This window comes from Sphingomonas sp. Leaf67 (assembly GCF_001421965.1).
Taxonomy (GTDB): domain Bacteria; phylum Pseudomonadota; class Alphaproteobacteria; order Sphingomonadales; family Sphingomonadaceae; genus Sphingomonas.
The window spans coordinates 1101647-1123209 of sequence record NZ_LMLP01000001.1 but is presented as its reverse complement, the minus strand read 5'-3'; the positions used below and the strand labels follow the sequence as shown (position 1 = coordinate 1123209).

The following is a 21563-nucleotide window of genomic DNA, read 5'->3' as shown; positions in this document are numbered from 1 at the left end:
AAAGCGGCCGTGCCGCTCCCCACCATCAGTTGCCAGCGGCGAATCGATGCTCAGGAACAACGTCGAGTAAATAGAAGGAGCGACGACGATCGCTAGTGTTCCCATGGTGATCGGCGGGGCGGCGTGCGCCCATTTCGTACAGGAAATCTGCTGTCTCTTTCTTGTGTTTCCAATTTGCGACCGCTTCGCTCGTTGCCTGTGCCGATATGAATGCGTCGTGGTAGAAGGCGGCTAACTCATCTAGCCGCTCGGTTGCACCGCGAGGAAGTGTCATGTCGCAGTAGCTTGAGAGGCTGCCCCTGAGCAGCGTGAGGCGCTTGCTTTGCCGGTTGGCGATCAGATCATCAACGATAACCGGGATCTCATGCTCGGCCTGAATGAGGCGTCGAACGGCAGTCGCGATAACGGAAACGGGCGATGTGAGATGGTGCCATTTGGCGGGGAAGGTCTTCGGCCCCTTATACTTTACCAGACCATCGGGATACTCTGTCCTGGCCAGATCGGGATGGCGCATCTGGGCGGCGACAGCCCGCATCAACACCGTCACCTGCTTCAGGTCGGGTCCCGCCGGTGATTTCACGTTTGAGCGAAGGCGCCGAAGAATTCGGCCGAACCAGACGTGCTTCGGCCTGGCAAGCAGGGTTTCCGCCGCTGGTGCCGCAAGCTCGACATCCTTATAGCGCCAATCCTGACAGCCGAAGAACGCATCGAGCGTTTCTGCAATGGCGGCGTATCGCTCGGCCTGGCTGTTCGTGGCGCGCTGTGGTGATCGTTCCGCAGATACGTCGCGGAGCACGCCCAGTTTGCCGAGATCGACCGGATTTGCAATGCGGGCGACGACGAGTTGTACGTCGTGGCTGCACCAGATCAGCGCCTGGCGAATAAGGGCCCCACGCACCTTAGTAATATCGGCGGAGACATCGGCCGACTGAATGTAGCGGATGACGGGAGCAAAGCGGCCAGTAATCAACCCGGCATATAGCGTCATGTTTACATCGCGGATGCGCCACAGATCACTGACGTGATGATCGAGCGCGTGACGCGCACGATGCTTTCCAGCCCAGCCCTTGACGATCATGTCATAGTTCACCTCCTCGCCGTTGAGGATCATCAACCGCATCAGCAAGCGCTTCAGCTCTTCCCGAGTGCGCGGGACAAGGCTTGTTGGCAGCAGTTCCTCCTTGGCGTCGAGCAGCCCCGGCGGGAGCTTTCGGATGTCGGAGAGGCCGGGATCGAAGAGGCGGGTGCCGTACTCCGCTTCCTCGATGCCGCCGTTGTAGATGAGGTGGTGCAACTCGGTTACCAGTCCCTTCAGCTGGTACGCATTAAGCTCCAGCTCTTGAAGGATCGCTCGCGGATCGGCGGAATTCGAGATCAGGTGAGACGAGCGTTGCGCGTTCTCCGGCGGCGTCTGGCGCTTCATGGCGGTGAGCTGGCGCCGCTGCTCCGGTCGACTTATGCGTGCGCTCGTCATAACTCCTCCAGCGCCCGACTGATTCGATCCTGCAACGCTGCCCCTTCGATTATCAACGCCGCGTGCATTTTTTTCAAACGCGCGTAGCGATCCAGCCCCAACCCGCTCTTCGCCAAGATTTCCTCGCACTCGCCCAGCGCCTTTTCGAAGGCGGCGCGGTTCCGCTCGAAGCACCCGATCGCTGCCTCCAGATCCTGATCGTCAGTCATGCGCCAAACCCAGCGCAGGCGGCGATGCAGGCTCTTGCCAGTAGGTCGGATTACCGCCGCGCGCGTAAATCCAATCGAAGGCTTCGCCGCGGTTCGCCAGCTCGGGCAGTGCCTCACTAAGGATGTGGGCGAGCGTCGCGATCAGCGCGGCCTGATCGTCGCTGATCTCCTCGCGGCGCCAGCGCGCTTTCGGCCCAGCCTTGCCCGACGCCATGAAGCTGGTGACTGCGGCATCGTACAGCGCCTTGCGGCGACGCCACTGGAGAACTCTGCCCCAACGGCGACACCAGCTATAGCATGCCGGATCGGCGAACACGGCCTTGACGAGGTCGCCGAACATGGGCCCCGCGCCCCTCTCCCGAGCCTGACGGAGCCACGCCAGCATCTGGTCGGGGTGGGCCATCAGTCCAACCAGCGCCGTGTCGTCGACACCCTCCATGCCAACAAGAGTAAGCCCGGCGCCCAGCGCATAGTTGCTTGCATCGGCGGATCGTCCGCGTCCGCGGCGCTTCGTCAGCGCGTGATGCTGACGGCGCAGATCGCTGATCGATGCTTCGTAGATGCGGGTCGCCGCATCGACTTTTGCGGTCATGTCGGCGACATCGCGTCGGCCTGCGTCAAGGTCTAAGGCGCGAGCGGTGCTGTTTTCCACACCTTGGTCGCTGCCCCAATGGGCGGGAGCATGTAGCAACTTAGCCCACCAAAAATGACGGCGCCTCGATCTCGAAAACGGTGGCCTGAGTTGCGTCTTTCACCACCACGAGACGGCAAAAGGTGCGGGAGAGAGAGGGGGTGGTGCGCGATAAAGTGTTTTTCGGGCGCCAGAGGCACCCAGCAAACCGCTTCGCCACCCCCTCTCTCCTGTCCCGGAGAAGGTCATTGAAGGTCGGCTACGCCAAGGTGAAGGAAGGGTCGGATGCGATCCAGCGCGCACTGGCCGATGCGCGCAGCGCTCGTAACCGGGCAACCCGTCAGCGGCGCGAGCAGGACCGCGATGCGGCTGCGGCGGGGCGGCGGCAGAGGTCACGTACCGCCAAGGAGGACCGCGAGCGGGAGCGCGCCGGCAAGCGCCGTATCCGGGTACAAGTTGCCGAGCACGACCGACCGCGCAGAATTGGTACCACGCCGCGGCGGCTGTTCACGCGTCAGGCGATCTTCAGCACGAGCGCGCCGCGTGCGCGCGGCCAAGAGCGTGCAGATGGTCTCAGGTCCATACACTTCTCGCTGGTCGCGCGCGGCTTCCGCTCGACGGCAGGGCGGCGCTGGCGTGCCGGTGAGGCAGGCCGTGCAGCCTTATATACGGTCCGGGAAGACGCACTTGAAGGCGGCGAGGTCGGCTGGTGGTCAAACATTGCTGAGGACCGGGCCGAACTGCTCGCCTTCTGGTGCACGGTCGAAGCGGTGGAAAAGCACGATCGTGCCAATGCCAACGTCTACGTTGTCGAGGTCATCGCGCTGGATGCGACGCTCACCGAGGCTGACCGCCGCGCCGTGGTGACCGACCTCTGCGACGATCTTGCGCGGCGCGGGCTCGCTTTCGTCGTCGGCATGCACCAACCGGACCCGTCGGGCGACCAGCGCAACTTCCATTGCCACCTGATGTACTCCCTACGCCCGGCGGAGCGCCACGCCCCCTATGACTGGAACTTCGCCGTCTCCAAGGTCGGTGACATCAACACACCGGACGGGATTCGGGCGCGTCGGCGACTGGCGGTCGATACGATGAACCGGCAGCTGGTGCTTGCTGGCGGCGACCGCCGCTACACGGCGCTCAGCAACAAGGCGCGCGGGATCGTCGACACGCCACAGCCGAAGTTGGGCAAAAGGGCCGTGTGGGTCAGCCGGCGTTTGGACGCACAGCGAGCGCGAATGAACCGCCTCGATCAGCTTGGCGCTGGGCTTGCCAGCCTCAACGCAAGTTTCTCTCTTTCCGATCGCTTCGTGAGCATCCGAACTTCATTGCGCGCCGCGCTTCAGCGCGCTTCCATACGGGTAAACGCGCCTGACACGACTACGACGGTTAGTGCCGACCCGCTGGAACTGCGGTCAGACCCCGTCCGCCGCGTTATCGCCGACCGGCTCCGCAGGCTGCTGTCATTCGATATCGGATCGTATGATGCCCGGCTGAGTACCATCCAACAGGTGGTGGAGGAACGCGTGGCGGCACTCCCCGCGACCAAATCGAAAATGGTGCCGCTCAAGGCTGAGGGTGCTGGCGACCAATCCATCGATGAAGCCTTGCAATCGGATCAGCTGCCCAGCGCCGGAATGCCGGTTGCCGCGCCGGCGCCAATAGCCCCGATGGTGACAGAAAATCCGAGGGATCGGAGCGACGCGACCGAACGGCATCCGGGTGAGGTGCAGACCAGCGGCGAAACCGATGTCGGCAAGGATCTGACCAGCGACGAACATCCCAGGAAGGATCACGGGATGCTTCAGCTCGCGCTGGTCGCCCGGCTCTTCCACAGCGGGCAATGGGATAGGCGTGATTGGCTTTCCGGCGGCAAGAAGCGGTTCCTGGCGCGAGGGAGCCATGTGGATGCGGAAGAAAACTCGGTCCCGGCAGCGGCGGAAGTCGAAGTCGGAACGTCCGACTGGGATCAAATCTTGCTGGCTAAGTTGCGGGATGATGGCGGGCGCGGCGGCTAGGGCGGAGGCTCACTTCCGAGAACCAGCATTATGACCGAGCCGACCGCATCTTCCCCGACCACGAAGCGCCGCGCCTCCTACGTTCCGCCGATCCTTCGCGACGGGGAAGTACCTGCGCCTAAAACCGCCTGCGCTTCGTGCCCAGCGTCGCTGTGGTACTTCGATCAGCGTCTTCACTGTTTCTGCGGCACGATGAAGACGCTGATCTGGACCTCAGGCAGCGAGGTTCCGCTTTTGCGTTGCGATGGGCGCCAGATCGCCATCGCCCGGCTGCGTTCAGCCGAGGCGGGAAAATGATCCGATCAAATACCGGAAAATCCAGGTGACCTACGGTCCAGACGAAGAAAGATAATGTATGCGCGAGTTCTCAAGTGTCGAGATCGAAAATCGCCTCGAACCTGACATGATCTTGCAAGCTGTCTCAGTTCTTAGAAAAGTCGAGCGTGTTCTCGCAAACGGGGTAGTCACGTATGACGTCCCTAGTCAGCTTCGTGGTCAGTCCGTCGGCATGTACGACTTTCTAACTGAGGTAAAAATCGATTTCGACGCTTCCAGTGTGAGTGTCGAGGTCGACGCCGAACGATTCAGCTGCTGCGAAATGCAGGACTTTCAACCAACCCCTCCACCGCGTAATTTGGACGACCTGACCAAACGCATACCGGCATGGATATCGTACATCACCGTTCCGACCGATCCGCTAATTATCCAATCGCGGGATGCGGCAAGCGAGCAGGCGTTCGACGCGCTGCAGGCCGCAGTAACGGCACGCGACCCGGACTGGTGGCATATCATACTTTATCGCTACTCCTCCTCAATCGTGCGGGCGACCGTTCATGGTACAGGCGATAGTCGCGATTATGCTGTCGCTGACCTCGACCCATCTGAAAAAGCATTCTCGATGTCGGACGCGCTATGCCACGCATTGATCGGCTCGCCGGATTACAGCTGCATATCGGCTGGTGCACGCCAGCGCAGCGATGCTCTCGACATCGTTATGTGGCCGCCCCTGCCTTACATCAGGGATAATAGCCTGTCGGTAATGGGCAAGCTTCGCGCGATCGCGCTCGCTGCCGAGAAGGATTACCGCCTCCTGGATTGATCGGTGATGCCGGCGCCGACGATCGACACGGCTGCAGCTGCACGAGTAGAACTTCCGCTCTGCGTCGCAGCACCAACGGCAGCGCTGAGGCGCTGGAATGAAGGCCGCAGGAGCGGCCGAGGAGGAATGGAGGAGGATCTTCGAGCCTGAAGAGGAGGTGAAACTCCGAAGGGCTTGTCCCGGACCGACCGGCCGGGACCACGCAAGAAGGTTCTTCATCCCCATGTCCATCAACACCGTGACGGGCTTCAGCCCGACGAGCATCGCCGTCGGCCTGCTCCTCGAGGCGCTCGCTGCCGGCGACATCTACGATCAGGTTACGTTGCCCGGCCTGCCCAGCGCCATCCACGTACCGGAACGCGACGCCGTTATCGCCGCGACGACCGCGCCCGCGCCGCTGTTCGGCGGCGAACTGGAGGCCATTGCGACCGAGCAACACCTCGACGTCATCCTGCTTCGGATCGGCGACCTGGAGGATGGACCAGCCAGGATCGCCGTCGACTTCGCACTCGGTTCGCTGCCCTGCGCCGTGTGGGCCGAGTGTGGTTTTTCGCTCTATCAGGACGCGAACGGTACATGGCTGGTGCCCGCCGGCTTCGGCCCGGCGGTGTCGGTCAGTTGGGAGGGCTTCAACCTCGAGATCGTGCCGCCATACGCCGATCTGATCGAGCGCGCCGACGGCATCGCGCGCGCCGCCCGCAGCCTCACTCGCTTCCTCCAGCCGGTGGAGGCGTGAGCGTGGCCAAGCCGTTCCCGATCAACGCCGACGTTCAGCCGAACCCGGCCAACCCGCACTCCTGGCTCCCGCTTCTCGGTCATGCCTCCGGCGAAAGCGGTCCCGGAGGTGTCCGGGTGATGTGGGGCGTCCTGCGGCCTGAATATCGCTCGTTCTCGCCGTCGCTCTCGATGTTCGTTCGCATGAAGCTGGCACCCGCCGCCGGTGCGAATGCCACACCGTGGGCGATCACGACCTATCGGCACGAGGTGCTGCTGCCGGCGTTCGCCAGCGATCATTTGCGCGACCCGCGAACGTTGATCGAGGCCGCCGAGCGCGAGCAGCCAGCCGATGCGAAGGCGCTGGCGGCCTATGTCACGCTGACCTCGTCGCCCGAGCGGCTGCACGCCGCCTGGGAGATCGGGCGGACGCTGGCGAAAAATCTGGTCGATGACCACGACGTCGCCGCGTTGCTGGTCCAGCACGTGCCTTCGTTGGCGGGTGGCAGCGCGCAACCGCACCTTCACCTCGTCATTCCCGGACCGCGTCGGATCACACGCTACGGCATGTTCTCCACTCTCGTCGGCGATCTCGCCGGCGACCGTGGACGCGACCTCGTCCTCACGCTGCTCGCCGGGATTGTCGGGGAAACCAGCGCATGAGCGCACCGCTGCTGCGCACGCTGGACGAGATCGGTCGCCTCGGCCTGACCCACGGACTCGATCCCGCGGCGCTTGCCGCGGCGCTTGGTGTCGAGTCGATCGATGTCGGAAAACTGATCGACACCGGCTGCGTTTCGGACACGCTTCTGATGACGAGCGAGGCCGCGGCGGCCTACCTTCTCGGGATCCTGGTCCGCCTCGAGGTGCGCTGCCACGGCTACAGTGTGGCCATTCGCGCCGCGCTCGATCGCCCAAGCCCCGACCTCGGTGGCCTCTCGATCGCGCGGGCGCTGCTCGCCCGCCCCGACATCGCCGGCCTGGCCGTGATCCACGAAGCCGCCGGTACTTTGCCCGTGCCCCGCGTCCGCATGTGGCGCGTCGCCGGCACCTACAGCTAAAAGGTATCCAACGATGAACGACAGACCTGCCGCCCGGCGGGCGGCGGAGGCGCGCGCGCTCACCGCGACGCTCGCCATCGCCGGGCTCGAGGGCTGGTCGCTGCGCGGCAGCGATATCAGCCTCAACCTGCCCTTTTCGCATTACCTGTACGTCGAAACGGCCGAGTTGCTTCTCGTACCCACCATCTGGCCGTTGCCGGCCGAGATGAAGACGGTGACATCCGGTACGCGCATCGCCCGCAGCGATGCGCTGATCGTCCGCGTCGATCCGTCCGAGCCGTTCAAGGTCGAACTGGCATTCGGCCTGTGGGGCCGCGACGCGACCCGCTGGCTGGCACCGATGGTGCTGTGGCAGCGCAGCGACGTCGGCACCTGGCTGGTGCCGAGCCCTTACTTCCACGGGGTACGTGACGAATGCTTTTCCCTGCGGGGTGGCCGGCTGCGACCCGGCCCCGCGCCGTGGCGCTCGGAAGCCGAGATGCGGGTCGGCTGCATGAACGTCGCCGTCTGGCTGTCGCGGATGCTCTCCATGTGACCGGCCAGCGGGCCGGCTCGACAGGGTCGCGGACAGGCAAAGGAACTTGGAAGCCCGGAAGTGCTGGAGACGGGGGAGGGAAATGAACCCCGAAGCCGCTCTGGCGCGAACACGCCAGCCAAAGGACAGTAAGGATGATCCCGCACACCATCGATCCCGCAACCGAGACCTACTTCTTCAAGATGTCGGCCTTGCGCGGTCACCACATGCTTTTCGTCACCCAAGCCATGGAGACGCAGAACCCCTGCACGCCGCTCTGGGTAGGCGCTTGCCCGGACGAACGGTCGCTGAACGCGTTTGCGCGTTGGCTGGCAGTGCGTCGCGACGAATGGGCTGCTTGGGGACGGCAAGTCGAATCGACCGGCTATGAGGCGTTCGACCGCTACCTGCGCGCCCGGATCGGGGCCGAACCATATGGCGAAGCCGACGCCACAATCGTGCGGATCGCTCAAGGCAGCCGCGAGGTCATCATCGGCCAGTCGGTCAGCGGACCATTCGGATATGGCGAGGAGATGCTCTACCGGCACGTCTTCCGTACGCCCAAGGCACGGAAACGCTTTCTGGCCTGGCTCGACCGGGACGGTAGCCTGTCACGCATGCACGAGCTCGTCGCGCTCGCCTTCCATCGCGGCACCGCCGCACTCGGTGAAGCCCTCGACGAGATCGCCGACCGATCAGGGACCGGCAAACCGAGCGGCGAGCAACGGCGTCAACCGCAATCCCTGCAGGCCGGTTAGGCGGTCTCTTCTGCAAAAGACGCTGTTTTAGCAGGGCTAAGTTGCGTCTCGTCCGGGTCCATCCTGTCATCTCGACAGGATGGACCCACAGCCCATCGATCAACATCCTCAGTCTGCCGGCCGTGTCGATGGCCAGACGGGCTGCTGTGAGCGGATGATCGTCGACCGCTTGATCGCGCCGCCGATCACACCGGCCGAACTTCGCGCCGTGCTCGATGCCCTTCAGGACGAGCTTCGCTATCTGATCTGACACAGAGGAAAGACGGTGACCCGCCTCAAGCCCATTCGCGCCTATGCCTATCTGCGCCTGTCCGTCGACAAGGAAGATGGTACGCCGCAAAGCATTCAGGCGCAGCGCAGTTCCATCCGCGATTATGCGCGCAAGAACGGCATCACCATCATCGAGGAATTTGCCGACGCTGGCTTCAGCGGCCAGAATGACCGTCGCCCCGAGTTCCGCCGGATGGTGGCTCAGGCCACCGCCGACGATCATCCGGTTGATGCGGTACTCATGTTCATGCTGAGCCGCATGGCCCGCAGCGCTCGGCTGTTCTTCGAGGTGACGGGCAAGCTGGAGGATGCGGGCGTCGAGATCATCTCGATCACCGAAAATTTCGGTACCGGCCGGGGCCGGCGCATCGGTCGGGCAATCACTGCGGTCATAAACGAGGAACAGGCGCTCGACGCTGCCATCCTCACCCGCAAGAGCCGCCGCGAGAACGCGCGGCAAGGCTTCTACAACGGTGGGCCGATCCCTTTCGGCTACGAAACCTATGTCGCCCGGACAGACGGCGAGAAGGAGCGCAAGAAGCTGGCGGTCGTCCCCGCCGAGGCCGAAATCGTCAAACGCATATTCGGATGGGCGGACAGCGGTCGTGGCGGCCGCTGGATCGTCAGGGCACTGAACGATGCCGCCTATTCGCTGCGCGGCGCCCGGTTCACCAACGGCAATATCGCAGGCATTCTCGCTAACGAGGCCTACACCGGCACCTACCATGATCGCACCGCCGACGATGACGGCGTCCGACCCGACATCGAAGACGCAATTCCGGTCGCCTGCCCGGCGATCGTCTCCCGCGAGCAATTCGATCGTGTCGCCTCCAACAGGGCAAGCCGGAACCCGCGGGCGATGGCGCCGCATGTAGCAGCAGGTACGACGCTGCTGACCGGCCTTGCCCGATGCGGTGGGGCAGGATGCACGAGCGGTCTCACCATCGCCACCGGCAAGGGTGGTCGCTATGCCTATTACCGCTGCAACGACCGGCTGAACCGGGGCGGCAGCTGTTCGACCCGCCCGATCCGGCGCGAGGAACTCGACGGGATCGTCGTCGATGCGATCGAACGGCGGGTGCTGGCACCGCAGCGCTTGCGCGAGCTACTCGCCGGCGTGCTCGACCTCTCCGCCGAGCGGCACGTCGCCCGCCAAGCCGAACTCCGCCACCTCCGCGCCGAGAAGACGCGAACCGAGACGGCTATGAACAAGCTGCTTATCCTCGTGGAAGACGAGATCATGAGCCCTCGCGACCCGGTATTTGCCGGTCGCATGGCTGAAAACAAGGCGAAGCTCGCCAGCGTCTCCGCGCGGATCGACGTCGTCGAGGTGCAACTCGTCCGAGGCGCGCGGCAGATCGACGAGCATACCGTTGCCAAATTCGGGGAGTTGCTCTCGGCGAAATTGCGCGACAGCGATCCGACCTTGCGGGCCGCGTATCTCAAGCTGTTCGTCGCTGAAGTGCGGGTGTCCGATGACCTGATCGAGATCGCCGGTCCAACGGCCGCGTTAGAAGCCGGTGTCACAACCGGCATGCCCGTCAAAGCTGGATTGCCCAACTTTGACCGGGAGTGGTGCCGCTTACAGGCATCTAACTAACTGTTCGCGGTAGTTCGCCCCCGTTCGCTTTCTCCTCGTAAGTTGAAACAGTTGCGGAACGCCTGTTCCGTCATTGTTCGTTGACGTTCGCTACCAGTCGCGCCAGAGTGAGGGAACGCATAGGGGAGCCATTTGCCGAAACTCACTGCCCTGACCGTCAAGAACGCCAAGCCCGGCCGCCATGCAGATGGCGATGGCTTGTACCTGCTCGTTAAACCGTCGGGTGCCAAGACGTGGTTGTTGCGTGTGCAGGTCGACGGCCGGCGTCGCGACATCGGGCTCGGCACGGTTGATCCGTCGTCCCGTGCGGCGGGGAAGGGGGAAGCGTCCCCGATCGTCATCCCGATCCTGCAGCGGAAGATTCTGACCCTCGCCGAAGCGCGCGATAAGGCAGCGATGCTCCGTGTCGCGGCCAAATCGGGGCTCGACCCGATCGCAGAGCGTGACCGCGAACGGCTCAAAATACCGAAGTTCCGTGATGCTGCAAAAGCGGCGCATCTCGCCCTAAAGTCCGGCTGGTCGGAGAAGGGGGCTGCGACCTTCATCAAGTCGCTCGAGAACCATGCGTTCAAGACGATCGGTGACATTCGCGTCGATGCTATCACCGCGGCGGACATCTCGAACGTGCTGACGCCGATCTGGACGACCAAGGCCGACATGGCGCGGAAGGTGCGGCAACGGATCGGAACGGTGCTGAACTTTGCGCACGGGAAGGGCTGGCGCCTTACCGAAGCACCGGGTCGATCGGTGACCGTAGGGCTACCGCGCCAGCCAAAGGGCGGACACTACCAGGCAATGCCGTATGCCGACGTGCCGGCGTTTGTTGCAGGGTTAGTCGCCCAGCCCGCGACGACCGGCCGATCGGCGTTGTTGTTCCAGATCTATACTGCCGCGCGACCTGGTGAAGTCCGTGGCGCGCGGTGGGGGCAAGTCGATCTCGAGAAGCGCGAGTGGAACCGGCCCGCATCGCTGATGAAGGGTAACGACGCGGCGGCTCACACAGTGACGCTCAATGATGCGGCGGTTGCGCTGCTCCGGCAAATGAAGGGCGATGCTACGCCGAAGCCCGACCAGTTGGTGTTTCAAGGGCAGCGTGGTGGAATGCTCTCCGATATGACGATGAACAAGGTGCTGCGGACTGCGGGCCAGCCGCATGATGCGCACGGCTTTCGCAGCTCGTTTCGCGACTGGGCTGCCGAGAAGATGCCGGCAATACCCGATCCGGTTGCCGAGGCGGCGTTGGCGCACGTCGTGCCTGACAAGGTCGTGCGTGCCTACAAACGGACGACGTTCATAGAGATGCGGCGTAAGCTGCTGAATGGATGGGGCAGTTACATTTGCCGCGCCGGTACCTCAGCGAATGCCCCATCAAATGCAGGATAACCGGCAGGACCCGGAAGTGTGGGCTCGCGACCTGCATCATGATCTTTCTGTATTGGGCGCTAAGTACATGGAAGCGCGCCGGTCGCTCGACGGTGTCACCGACCTCGGTGAGTTACCTCAAACCATCATGGCTGCGTTAGTTCAAAGGGTCTCTGGCGCATTAAATTCGATACCAGCTTTCGAAGGTAATCCCGGAATCGCCGCGCTGCACGACCTTCAGGCAGCTTTGCTGGACCTGCATATCGGGCGGAAGCCTGCGTTGTTCCAGCCTTTGCCAAGCGGGGGCAGCGCTAAAGATTCTCTCGGTCGTCTTCTCGTGAAGAAGTACAGCATTCTGGCGGTAGTAGTGCTCTCGTCTTGCGGATCTTCTGAGCGCGAAGCCCGAGAGTTCGTTGCGCGCGTGCTTTCATCAACGGGGCACGTAGGGCGGAAGGGCGGTAAGATTACCGAAAAGACGCTTTGGGAATGGGACGCCGCTGCCGATGACAAAACCAAAGCTTTTGTGAACCGGCATCGCAGCAAAACGGTCTCCTGCGTCGAGGGCGACCTAAACCGAGCAAAAGAATGGGCTGACGCTTGCCTGCGACAGCCGGGGTTGATGTCGAAAATCTGATTTGGCCCTATCCTAACCGGATAACCGTCGGTTCAATTCCGTAGTCGCCCGCTGGCGTTCGCCAGCATTCTTGGAGGCGACGAATGCAAGCAGTGCTCCATCCCATCAACCAATTTTGCGACGTCTACGGTGTTGGCCGGACAAAGGTTTACGAGCTGATCAACGCCGGTACGCTGGATACCGTTAAGGTCGGTCGCAAGCGCCTGATCGTTGATGCAAGCGCGCGGCGTGCTTTGCTAGGCGAGGTCGCGTGACCGGCCATGGCAACCGCGAATGGGGTCGCCCGTAAACGAGAAAGCCGCCCGGCGCTGACCGAGCGGCTCCCGATGATTTGTCTGCTTGGCGGCGACAATGAAAATGATACCACCGAGCTTCTGCGTAGGCAACGGCTTGTACCGTTTGGCTTGTCGGAAACTCGAGCCAACTTGATTGCTGAACTGGCGTGGGGGGCACTCGCATGACGCCCGTCACAGCCGCAGCATTGGCACTTCTGCGAGCCAACAACCCGCCGATGACCCGCAAGGCCGGTTCGTTCTTGGGGCAGCTCGTCGTCGATCCCACGCCTATGACCGAGAAGCAAGCCGACTGGTTTGCGACGCTGCTGGATCGTGCCGGTCTCCCACCTCTCAACGAATGGGAGGCCGCATGATGTATCCTGACATGGCTGGTTCCAAAGGGGCTGCTGAGACCAGTGCGGACGCCGCACAGGTTATCGACTGCGCACGGATGCAGCGCCTAGTCCTCGGTGCGATCCGCCTCGCCAAGGGCGCCGGACGTACGGCGGAGGAAGTCGCGTCGGTGCTTAACGTCCCGCGAGTCACGGCGCAGCCTCGCACATCGGAATTGAAGGCTAAGGGTCTGATTTTCGACAGTGGCATCCGACGGACCAACCGGAGCAGCGGCAAGCGCGCTGTGGTCTGGGTAGCTCGGGAGTTCCGGCAATGATGCCCGATCCGTCGACCTATGTAATCGTCGAGCAGGTAGCGCATGGGCAATGGCACTGCCTTTGCCCCGATGGCGTGCCTCGTTCCGTTACCAACTACGCCGATGCCATATCCGCGGCGCTCTTTTGGGCGTCACACGGCGGATATGGTGTCGCCTGCACGAACCTCGAAAGAACAACGGTGCTGGTAGCCTTCCCCGACAGATCGCAACGACGTGCCCTTGTCATCCGGCAAGAAAGCCGCACCGAGTGGGTCGTCGTCGTGCGGACATTCTCTGTACGCCCGGGCAAGCGTCCGACGTTCATCCCGCCGGCCGAACACCTTCGCGCGTATGCTGGCGCGCTAGCTGAGGCGCATCGTATCTTTCGTCAGTCGGGATTGCCGGTTCTCATTGAACCGATGGGGGAAGCGGCTCGGTTCCTGTCGCCAAGCGAACAGCGGGCATTCCGCAACAGCTACACCCCCGGAAGGTCTAGCCTCGGTGACATTCTGGATAGGGGGCCGCACTATGATTGCTGAACTGCGCGCGGCCATCGACCGTATCCGCAATGACTTCGCCCTGTCGGCCGTCGCCGAGCGTGCCGGCGTGAAGCTGCACCGGGCCGGGGACGAACTGCGCGGCTTGTGTCCATTCCACACCGAGAAGACGCCTTCGTTCTATATTTTCAACAACCGGTTCATCTGTTTCGGGTGCGGCGCCCAAGGTGATGTGCTGGACTTCGTCCGAAAGGCCACTGGCGTTTCCTTGGTCGAAGCCATTCGGACGCTCGACGCCGGGGCGTTGGGACCGATCGCACCACCCGCGCCGATGAAGCCGCGCAGAGACTGGTCGAAACTGGTCGCTCGCATCTGGAATGCCGCCCAGCCGATCGCCGGCACCCCCGCGGCGCTCTATCTGCGCAACCGCGGCATCGACATGGATCTGCCGGACTGCTTGCGGTTCGCACGGCTGCCACCGCCCACGATCGAAGGGAACGGGCTGCTGGTGGCGAATGGTCCCGACCCGCTGCCGACCTTGGTCGCTGCGGTGACGGCGCCGGACGGATCGCTCGTTGCGATCCAGCGGACCTATCTTACGTCGAACGGGCGCAAGGCAGCGGTGGTCTCTACAGAACAGGATCGTAAGCCGAAGGTGAAATACAGCCTCGGCAACGTCCGTGGCGGCGCGATCCGGTTAGGACCGGCTTCGGCAAGCATCGTCGTAACCGAGGGCTTTGAGGACGGCGCCACGATCGCGCAATCGCTCGGTCGGTCCGTCTGGGTTGCTGCCGGAACGTCAATGTTGCCACACATGCTGTTCCCAGCCGGCGTGCGGGCGGTGGTGATCGGCGCGGACGGCGACGAGCCGGGCAGGGTGGCAGCCGAGAAGGCCGCTACTGCGTATGTCGACCGCGGGCTGTCGGTCCGCATTACGCCGCCCCCTCCGCCGCATAAGGACTGGAACGATTGGCTGCTGGCTCAGCGCAGCGGGGAACTGGCATGAGTCCCGCTGCGGACATGCAGGCGCGCTTCAGGGACACGCCGCCTTTCGAGGCTCCGCCCTTCATGGGGCGTGGTCGCCAGTCTCGCACTACGGCCAACGACGAACCGGTCCGCGTCGTCGCTACGCCGTACGAGTGGTGCGATCCGCGCACGATCAAGCCGCGCGAATGGGTCTACGGACGCTCGATCCAGCGTGGGCATCTTCGTGCTGTGGTCGCGCAGGGTGCGGCCGGCAAGACGATCCTAAGCGTTGCCGAAGCCCTCGCGATGGTGACTGGTCGCAATCTGCTCGGGCAGGACGTGCCCGGCGGACCGAAGCGGGTGTGGCTGTGGAACCTTGAAGACGATCGCGAAGAGCTGTCCCGGATCATTCAGGCGGCGTGCAAGCATTGGGGCATCACCGCTGCGGACATCGGCGGTCGCCTGTTCGTCGACAGTGCGCTGGACGGTGCGATCCTGAAGCTGGCGACGTCTACCGCTGCGGAAGGGCTGGTCATCAACCGGCCACTCGTTGGTGCCCTGACCGACGAACTGCTGGCGCGTGGCGTCGACTATTTCCATGTCGATCCCTTCGTGTCGTCCCACGCGGCGAACGAAAGCGACAACATGGAGATCGACGCAATCGCCAAGGAATGGGCGCTGGTCGGCAAGAACGCGAAGTGCGGTATCGGTCTGGCGCACCACGTTAGCAAGGCCGGGGCGGCAGAGGCGACGGCGCTGTCCGCACGCGGGGCGGTCGCGCTGATCAACGCCTGCCGTTCCGTGCTCGTCTTGAACCGCATGACCGAGGACGAAGCCAAGAAGTACGGCATCGAGCAGGAACGCCGTCGGCGGTATTTCCGGACCTACGATGACAAGAACAACCGCGCGCCGCCGTCGGACGATTCCGACTGGTTCCGCATGGTCAGCGTGTCGCTCGACAACGCCGCACCTGACGACGCGGACACCGGCGGCGACAATATGGGCGTCGTCGTGCCCTGGTCGCCACCGGATGCCTTTGAAGGTGTGACCGTCGATCACCTGCGACGTGTTCAGGCCCTGATCGCAGATGGCGAGTACAAGGACCACCCGACGTCGAAGCCGTGGGCAGGTGAGGCTATTGCCGAAGTCCTTGGGCTGTCGACCGAAAAGGGGGCGGTCGCTGACCGGGCGAAGATCACTGGTATCCTCAAGACGTGGATCGACAATGGCGCGCTGAAACGCGTCCAGAAGCGCGACCCGCAGAAGCGTGAAGACCGGTGGTATGTCGAGGTTGGGGAGGCTCCGCTATGATCCGCCCCGGTCTAATTATTGGGGCGGGCACACCGGGGCAACCGGGGCACTGCCAGGCGCCCCGCCCCGACCGCCCCCCTATAGGGGCGGGGTGGGGCGGGCAGGGCAAAATCGACTGGTGCGATCGGGGCGGGCGAGATGTTCTTGACCGCGCTGACGATCGGGATCCGACGGATGCAGTTTCGATCGGCATCGTGCTGGCGAACGCACTGAACCGGGAACGCGCGTTGACGCCGCGGGAGAGCGAACTGGTGGCAGCGCTGGTAGCTCGTTCAGTCAATCCTCGGCCGCTGCGCCGGTGGACCATGGCGCAGGACACGCAACTTCGCGACTTGATCAATCTGGGGCTTACGGCTGGCGAGATCGGCGTTCACATCGGGCGGACCACGGACGCCATTCACACCCGGATAAAGCGACTGAAGGAAAGAGCGAAAGGCGTATGACGAAGCCGAAAGAGACCGCCGATATTCCGATGCCGGCGGGCAAGTCCGAACGCGAAGCGCTGGCCGAATTGAGGCTTGAGCCCTTTCTGCGTCACGGGTTTCTTGCCAATCACCTCTCCAGCCAGATTGTCACTAGCGACAGCGTCAAATGCAGCTCGGCTGAGGTTGGCGATGCCATGCGGGCAATGGCGGAGCGCATCTCCGCCGGTGATCTAGCGCCGGTGACGAACATGCTTCTGAGCCAGGGGATCATGCTCGACGCAAACGCAACCGAGTTGATGAACCGGGCTTGGCGGAACGCAGGCGAATACCCTGATGCGTTCCGCAGCTACATGGGTCTGGCGATGAAGGCGCAGGCGCAGAGCCGCGCCACCTTGGAAGCGCTGGCAAAAATCCACCAGCCGCGTGAACAGATCGTGCGGCATGTCCATGTCTATGAGGGCGGACAGGCGGTGGTTGCCGAACAATTACACATGCACGGACCGGGGGTAGTGAATGCAGGAAGTGACGATCAATCTCATGCAGCCCGAGCCGGAAGTGCTGGCGAACGCGCCTCGCTGCCTAGCCCGAACCCGCTCGGGGACACCGTGCCAATCGCCGGCAGTCCGGGGGAAGCGCAGGTGCCGGATGCACGGCGGCACCAATCCCGGCGCGCCGCGCGGCAATCGCAACGCGTTAAAGCACGGGCTTCGGACGGCTGAGATGTCAGCGTTGCGGCGAATGCTACGGGACGTTTTTTGAGACTACTTGGTCAGCCCGCTGCCGGCCACGTCGCGTAGGGTAGCCGAAGATGGCCGATCCGGCAGACGTCGGTTACGAGACGCCACCGGCAATGCTGCCTTGCCTCGTTGGCCAGGAATCGTTGAACATCGCCAAAGAATAACGGTGGCAGCGACGCGACGGCCGCTAGGGTCCAGACTCATTCAGAGCCAGAACGCGATGGCGGTTGCAAGCGCAACGCCTGAGAGGAAGTTGGCCGCCAGCTTGTCGTAGCGGGTGGCGACGCGGCGGAAGTCCTTGAGACGGCAGAAGGCGTTTTCGATGAGGTGGCGACCGCGATAGCGGTCCTTGTCGTAGCGGATAGCGCGCTTGCGGTTGCGTCGGCCCGGGATGACCGGAACAGCGCCTCCATCGCGCAGCGAGCGCCGTAGCCTGTCGGCATCGTAGCCTTTGTCGCCGAGCAGGTAGCGCATGCGCCCGGCGCGTTCGAAAAGTGCCGGTGCCGCCTTCACATCGCTGACATTGCCGGCCGTCAGCATCAGCGCGTAGGGGCGCCCGATGACGTCGGTGAGTGCATGGACCTTGGTGGTCCAGCCACCGCGCGAGCGGCCGATCGCTTGCGCCGAGCGCCCCCTTTTGCGCCGAACGCCGCGCGCTGTGCCTTGACGTAGGTGCTGTCGATCGAGGTGCTTTTCGTCATCGCGCCGGTATCCACCAGAGCATCCAGCAGCTTCAGCCAGAAGCCGCGGTGCGACCAGCGGTTGAAACGGTTGTAGATCGTCGTCGACGGACCATAATCGGGCGGACATTCGCACCAGCGGCAACCAGCTTTCAACACGTGCAGGATGCCCGAGATCACCCGGCGGTCATCAACCCGCCGTGCGCCGGGCTGGTTCTTTGGCAAATGCGGCTCGATCGCCGCCCACGCATCATCCGACAACCAGAACAGCGCCATCCCCTACCTCCCTTGATCCACCCCACCGGTGAATCAGGAAAGTCCCAATCCTTCAAGTCGCTGATTGGGTTTGAACCTTAGGAAGACGGTCGGGCAACGATCGTAGCAAATTGATGCTATTGCATCGCTCATAGCTGCGCTCGAATAAGGGAATCTGCCCTTTATTCAGCCGTCATTTCCCGGGCTTCCAATCGACCTCAACGGGTTTTCCGTACTTGGTATTTGCCTGCTTGAACTTCATCAGTTCGAGCCGATCCTGCTCGGCAATTCGCAGACCGGCCGGCGTCGTTGAGTTGGATCCTTCGCAGTAGGCTCGGACGTTTACTAGCTTGTGCCGCGCGGCCACGTAGTTCCTAAACTCCTCTGACGCAGCCCCACCTTTGCCATAGGGGTGAGCAAAGACAGGCGAGAAGTAGATGGCCGGAAAATCTTCAACAACACAATATGTTGCAACCGTACTGACCGGCTGGGCGGAAGCGGAAGCCGCAATGGCGCATATCACCAGTGGTGCAAACGATACTCTTCCCATCTCGCATCCCCCTGAGTCCCTATAGCTGGGTAACAGTTCGCTGAAGCATCATCAACTAGTTGCAGTAGCTGTAAGCCGTACTCTGGCCGGTGAACCGTAAAGAATCTGCGTTTTCGCTGCGGTTACGCTTATGACAATGTTTTCCGAGGTACCCAATTAGTGGCCGCTACCTAGGAAATGGAAAGTTCCTGATGGTAGATGCGGGGGATCTGAACGACTTAAATAGGCGCTCGGCGCATCGCGCCCGCGCAGCCTGTCCTAGGTGACGAGCGCCATGCTGCCCAGCACTCGCCGGTCATCGATCCGGCTTGCCGGGAGTTTTGGATGGTCGGCCCTCGCAGCGATCTTAGCTGGTACGTCCAATCGCCAATAGCCCGCATGGCGACGGCCTGTTCGAACGAGGTAAACCCTTCTTGAACATATCAGATTGAACAGTTCCGGTGTCCGATCACGGTAGGTATCAGCTCAATCGGACAGTTCGGGCGCAGGGTCTAGAGCCTGCCTGAACACTCTACACGAACGGTGACTCTGAACCGTCCTCAACCGACAGACGATCGTTCTGATGCGAGCACGATCGGTGCTGGCCAATAGGGGACCGCGGTCGTACCGAAAAGCCGGCAACGACGACTCTCCCCATATTCTGGATGCAACATGCTCAACGCAAACCAAGCTGTATCGGTCTGGGGCGAGGAACCGCACGAAGGGTTTACGCTGAGCGATAATGCCTGCGAACCAAGCGGTGCTGTCGTTACGAGCGTGAACTACGCGATGCTCCTTCGATACGAACCTGCGCAACCTACCGGCAAAGCCATGCTTGTTTTTTCGGGTGGAGGGTACACCCAGTTGATGGTTGGGCGCGAGGGCATCGCTGTCGCGAAATGGCTGAACGGCCTTGGCTACAGCGCGTTCGTGCTTATCCATACGTTTCCGGACGCTGCCCATGGTCCGAGCGCTGCCCTCGACGACGCGATCGAGGCGATGCGCATGATACGCGCCAATGGCTGGGCGCGGGACGGTCTTGGCGTTGTCGGTTTGTCGTCCGGCGGCCACCTCGCTGCATGCCTTGCAGCCTCCTATCCGGTCGCGTGGCCCGCGCCAGCCTCACGGTTCCCGGACCAGTCCAGCCGACCCGATATTCTGGTGGTGGGCTATGCGCCGATCTCAACCAATGCGAAGGGGCGTACGATCATCGCGGACAAGCCTCCGCTGCCGCCGGTCGAGAAGCAGGCGATGTACGATGCGCTCCAGCCGGACGCGATGATGGTTGGCTCACCGCCACCGACGTTCATCGTGTACTCGGATAGCGACGACGTGGTGCCGGTCGAGAACGCCTATCGGTTACGCGACGCCGTGAAGGCCCACGGCGGAACAGTCGAACTGCATGTGTTCAGCGATGCGCCGCACGGCTTTGCGCTGGATACGCCATCGGGTCCGGTGACGCTCTGGCCGCAGCTTTGTGCTGCCTGGTTGCGGCAGGTTGGCTTCTAGGGCTGGCCCATCTCCGATCGGTTTGCCGAGTTCCTGCGCTTCACAAATGATCACGTGGGAGCCATGCCCTTGCTTGGTGTAACCGTGGGATGTTAGCGTTATCGGAAAGCAGCATAAGCTGCGCGTAAGTTGACGAGAGGATAGCCCGTTGCGTCTTTCACTAAATCTTGCCGCGGCTGTAGCCACCATTGCCATTCTTGCCGGGTGCTCCGCGACGGGGCCGGGACAGAATGAAACGGCGCCGAATGCTGCCACTTCCACCGATCCCGCCGCCGAGCCGCGCAGCCCAGACGGCAAGCGCTACCTCGCACAGCCGTTGGTCAAGGACCTCTTCTTCGCCGATCCATCCGCGCACGTCTTCAACGGCAAGATTTACGTCTATCCCAGCCACGACGTCGATGCAGGCATCCCCGACGACGACCTCGGCAGCCAGTACGCGATGCATGACTATCAGGTGCTGAGCATGGATCGCCCTGGCGGTCCGGTAACCGTTCATCCCGTCGCGCTCGATCTGAAACAGATTCCATGGGCATCTGAAAAGGCGTGGGCGCCGGACGCTGCGTACAAGAACGGCACCTATTACCTGTATTTCCCGGCCAAGGACAAGCAGGGCGTGTTCCGCGTCGGTGTTGCGACCTCCTCCTCACCGGTCGGTCCGTTCAAGGCGGAGCCAAAGCCGATCGAGGGTGCCTACTCAATGGACCCGGCCGTGTTCACCGACGATGACGGGCAGAGCTATTTGTACGTGGGCGGCATCTGGGGCGGTCAGCTCCAGCGCTGGGCAACTGGCAAATATGATCCGAACGCCGGCGATACCGATTTAAAGAAAGACGATCAGCCTGCTTTGTCGGGCAAGGTTGCGCGCTTGTCCCCCGACATGAAGTCGCTTGCCGAACCGCTGCGCGACGCGACCATTCTCGACGAGAAGGGCAAGCCGGTCCTTGGCGGTGATCATGACCGTCGCTTCTTCGAAGGATCGTGGACCTTCAAGCGTGACGGCAAATATTACTACATGTACTCGACCGGCGACACGCACTTCCTGGCTTACGCCATCGGCAACAGCCCATACGGGCCGTTCAAATATACAGGGCGTGTCCTGGAGCCGGTTCAGGGCTGGACCAGCCACGGATCGGTGTTCGAGTTCGACGACAAATGGTATCTGGCGTATCACGACAGCCAGCTGTCGAATAAGAACCACCTGCGTTCGGCCAAGATTACCGAACTGCGGTTCCGTCCGGACGGCACCATCGAAACGCTCAAGCCGATCAAGGACTGAAGCCGTCTCTTCCGGCGCAGGGTGATCGGCAAAGCGCACACCGCGATTTTTCGCCTAGCTTGTCCGAACGTCGCATATTGCTGATTTGTGTCCGGTCAGCGGCAACTCGC

At 62.7% G+C, this 21563-nt stretch carries 25 protein-coding genes and 1 pseudogene; 20 read left to right on the top strand and 6 right to left on the bottom strand.

Annotated elements, in window-relative coordinates:
• Nucleotides 1-25 precede the first annotated feature (25 nt).
• From ASE90_RS05345 to ASE90_RS05335, 3 genes are read right to left on the bottom strand one after another with little or no spacing between them, the layout of a single operon-like run.
• Nucleotides 26-1474: a hypothetical protein gene (locus ASE90_RS05345; protein WP_055996873.1), complete on the bottom strand. Its 1449-nt coding sequence runs from the start codon at nt 1472-1474 to the stop codon at nt 26-28.
• Complete coding sequence (locus tag ASE90_RS05340) at nt 1471-1683, bottom strand: hypothetical protein (protein ID WP_055762566.1); 213 nt, start codon at nt 1681-1683, stop codon at nt 1471-1473. The genes ASE90_RS05345 and ASE90_RS05340 overlap by 4 nt, the downstream gene beginning before the upstream one ends.
• Nucleotides 1676-2275, bottom strand: coding sequence for a hypothetical protein (locus ASE90_RS05335; protein WP_055996870.1), 600 nt, complete (start codon nt 2273-2275; stop codon nt 1676-1678). The genes ASE90_RS05340 and ASE90_RS05335 overlap by 8 nt, the downstream gene beginning before the upstream one ends.
• 287 nt (nt 2276-2562) lie before the next feature.
• Between ASE90_RS05335 and ASE90_RS05330 the strand changes: the two genes are divergently transcribed.
• The 17 genes from ASE90_RS05330 (at nt 2563) to ASE90_RS19530 (ending at nt 16485) form a co-directional block, all read left to right on the top strand.
• Nucleotides 2563-4332 (top strand): MobA/MobL family protein, encoded by a 1770-nt coding sequence (locus ASE90_RS05330; protein ID WP_055996867.1) that lies wholly within the window; start codon nt 2563-2565, stop codon nt 4330-4332.
• Nucleotides 4333-4687: 355 nt separating this feature from the next.
• On the top strand, nt 4688-5431 hold the full coding sequence (locus ASE90_RS05325) for a hypothetical protein (protein WP_055996864.1): 744 nt from the start codon (nt 4688-4690) through the stop codon (nt 5429-5431).
• Between the two features lie 223 nt (nt 5432-5654).
• Entirely contained in the window at nt 5655-6167 is a 513-nt protein-coding gene (locus tag ASE90_RS05320) for a hypothetical protein (RefSeq protein WP_055996860.1), read from the top strand.
• A gap of 2 nt (nt 6168-6169) precedes the next feature.
• Complete coding sequence (locus ASE90_RS05315) at nt 6170-6808, top strand: hypothetical protein (protein ID WP_055996857.1); 639 nt, start codon at nt 6170-6172, stop codon at nt 6806-6808.
• Nucleotides 6805-7206: a hypothetical protein gene (locus tag ASE90_RS05310; protein WP_055996854.1), complete on the top strand. Its 402-nt coding sequence runs from the start codon at nt 6805-6807 to the stop codon at nt 7204-7206. The genes ASE90_RS05315 and ASE90_RS05310 overlap by 4 nt, the downstream gene beginning before the upstream one ends.
• A gap of 13 nt (nt 7207-7219) precedes the next feature.
• Nucleotides 7220-7741, top strand: coding sequence for a hypothetical protein (locus tag ASE90_RS05305; RefSeq protein WP_055996850.1), 522 nt, complete (start codon nt 7220-7222; stop codon nt 7739-7741).
• 134 nt (nt 7742-7875) lie between these two features.
• A complete protein-coding gene (locus ASE90_RS05300) occupies nt 7876-8478 on the top strand; it encodes a hypothetical protein (protein WP_055996847.1) in 603 nt (200 codons plus the stop codon).
• Between the two features lie 79 nt (nt 8479-8557).
• A complete protein-coding gene (locus ASE90_RS19545) occupies nt 8558-8728 on the top strand; it encodes a hypothetical protein (RefSeq protein WP_156361425.1) in 171 nt (56 codons plus the stop codon).
• A gap of 15 nt (nt 8729-8743) precedes the next feature.
• The gene (locus ASE90_RS05295) at nt 8744-10348 is read left to right on the top strand and encodes a recombinase family protein (RefSeq protein ID WP_055996845.1); all 1605 of its coding nucleotides are present in this window, start codon (nt 8744-8746) and stop codon (nt 10346-10348) included.
• Nucleotides 10349-10480: 132 nt separating this feature from the next.
• Nucleotides 10481-11731: a tyrosine-type recombinase/integrase gene (locus ASE90_RS05290; protein ID WP_055996841.1), complete on the top strand. Its 1251-nt coding sequence runs from the start codon at nt 10481-10483 to the stop codon at nt 11729-11731.
• Nucleotides 11709-12344 carry a hypothetical protein gene (locus ASE90_RS05285; RefSeq protein ID WP_162235047.1) on the top strand — a complete coding sequence of 212 codons (636 nt, stop codon included), beginning with the start codon at nt 11709-11711 and terminating at the stop codon, nt 12342-12344. Before ASE90_RS05290 ends, ASE90_RS05285 begins: the two co-directional genes overlap by 23 nt.
• Before the next feature lie 83 nt (nt 12345-12427).
• Complete coding sequence (locus ASE90_RS19540) at nt 12428-12598, top strand: helix-turn-helix domain-containing protein (RefSeq protein ID WP_156361424.1); 171 nt, start codon at nt 12428-12430, stop codon at nt 12596-12598.
• A gap of 203 nt (nt 12599-12801) precedes the next feature.
• Nucleotides 12802-12993 carry a hypothetical protein gene (locus tag ASE90_RS05280; protein WP_055996828.1) on the top strand — a complete coding sequence of 64 codons (192 nt, stop codon included), beginning with the start codon at nt 12802-12804 and terminating at the stop codon, nt 12991-12993.
• A gap of 292 nt (nt 12994-13285) precedes the next feature.
• Entirely contained in the window at nt 13286-13807 is a 522-nt protein-coding gene (locus ASE90_RS19535; RefSeq protein WP_156361423.1) for a hypothetical protein, read from the top strand.
• Entirely contained in the window at nt 13797-14771 is a 975-nt protein-coding gene (locus tag ASE90_RS05270; RefSeq protein ID WP_055996825.1) for a CHC2 zinc finger domain-containing protein, read from the top strand. The genes ASE90_RS19535 and ASE90_RS05270 overlap by 11 nt, the downstream gene beginning before the upstream one ends.
• Nucleotides 14768-16042, top strand: a complete 1275-nt coding sequence (locus ASE90_RS05265) for an AAA family ATPase (protein ID WP_055996822.1) — start codon at nt 14768-14770, stop codon at nt 16040-16042. Before ASE90_RS05270 ends, ASE90_RS05265 begins: the two co-directional genes overlap by 4 nt.
• Nucleotides 16043-16236: 194 nt before the next feature.
• On the top strand, nt 16237-16485 hold the full coding sequence (locus ASE90_RS19530; protein WP_156361422.1) for a hypothetical protein: 249 nt from the start codon (nt 16237-16239) through the stop codon (nt 16483-16485).
• Nucleotides 16486-16697: 212 nt separating this feature from the next.
• Here the strand turns inward: ASE90_RS19530 and ASE90_RS20960 are convergent, their stop codons facing one another.
• The gene (locus ASE90_RS20960) at nt 16698-16910 is read right to left on the bottom strand and encodes a hypothetical protein (RefSeq protein WP_414888880.1); all 213 of its coding nucleotides are present in this window, start codon (nt 16908-16910) and stop codon (nt 16698-16700) included.
• 70 nt (nt 16911-16980) lie between these two features.
• Here ASE90_RS20960 and ASE90_RS20955 point away from each other — a divergent pair, with 70 nt between their 5' ends.
• Complete coding sequence (locus tag ASE90_RS20955; protein WP_414888878.1) at nt 16981-17226, top strand: HGGxSTG domain-containing protein; 246 nt, start codon at nt 16981-16983, stop codon at nt 17224-17226.
• 182 nt (nt 17227-17408) lie between these two features.
• On the opposite strand, the pseudogene ASE90_RS18945 reads toward ASE90_RS20955, so the two are convergent.
• Together ASE90_RS18945 and ASE90_RS19520 are read right to left on the bottom strand one after the other, a co-directional pair.
• Nucleotides 17409-18160, bottom strand: a pseudogene (locus ASE90_RS18945) (IS5 family transposase).
• A gap of 172 nt (nt 18161-18332) precedes the next feature.
• Nucleotides 18333-18689 carry a hypothetical protein gene (locus tag ASE90_RS19520; RefSeq protein WP_162235046.1) on the bottom strand — a complete coding sequence of 119 codons (357 nt, stop codon included), beginning with the start codon at nt 18687-18689 and terminating at the stop codon, nt 18333-18335.
• A gap of 651 nt (nt 18690-19340) precedes the next feature.
• On the opposite strand from ASE90_RS19520, the gene ASE90_RS05240 reads away from it, so the two are divergent.
• Together ASE90_RS05240 and ASE90_RS05235 are read left to right on the top strand one after the other, a co-directional pair.
• On the top strand, nt 19341-20177 hold the full coding sequence (locus tag ASE90_RS05240) for an alpha/beta hydrolase (RefSeq protein ID WP_055996807.1): 837 nt from the start codon (nt 19341-19343) through the stop codon (nt 20175-20177).
• 148 nt (nt 20178-20325) lie between these two features.
• Nucleotides 20326-21453 (top strand): glycoside hydrolase family 43 protein, encoded by a 1128-nt coding sequence (locus ASE90_RS05235; protein WP_055996804.1) that lies wholly within the window; start codon nt 20326-20328, stop codon nt 21451-21453.
• Nucleotides 21454-21563 lie beyond the last annotated feature (110 nt).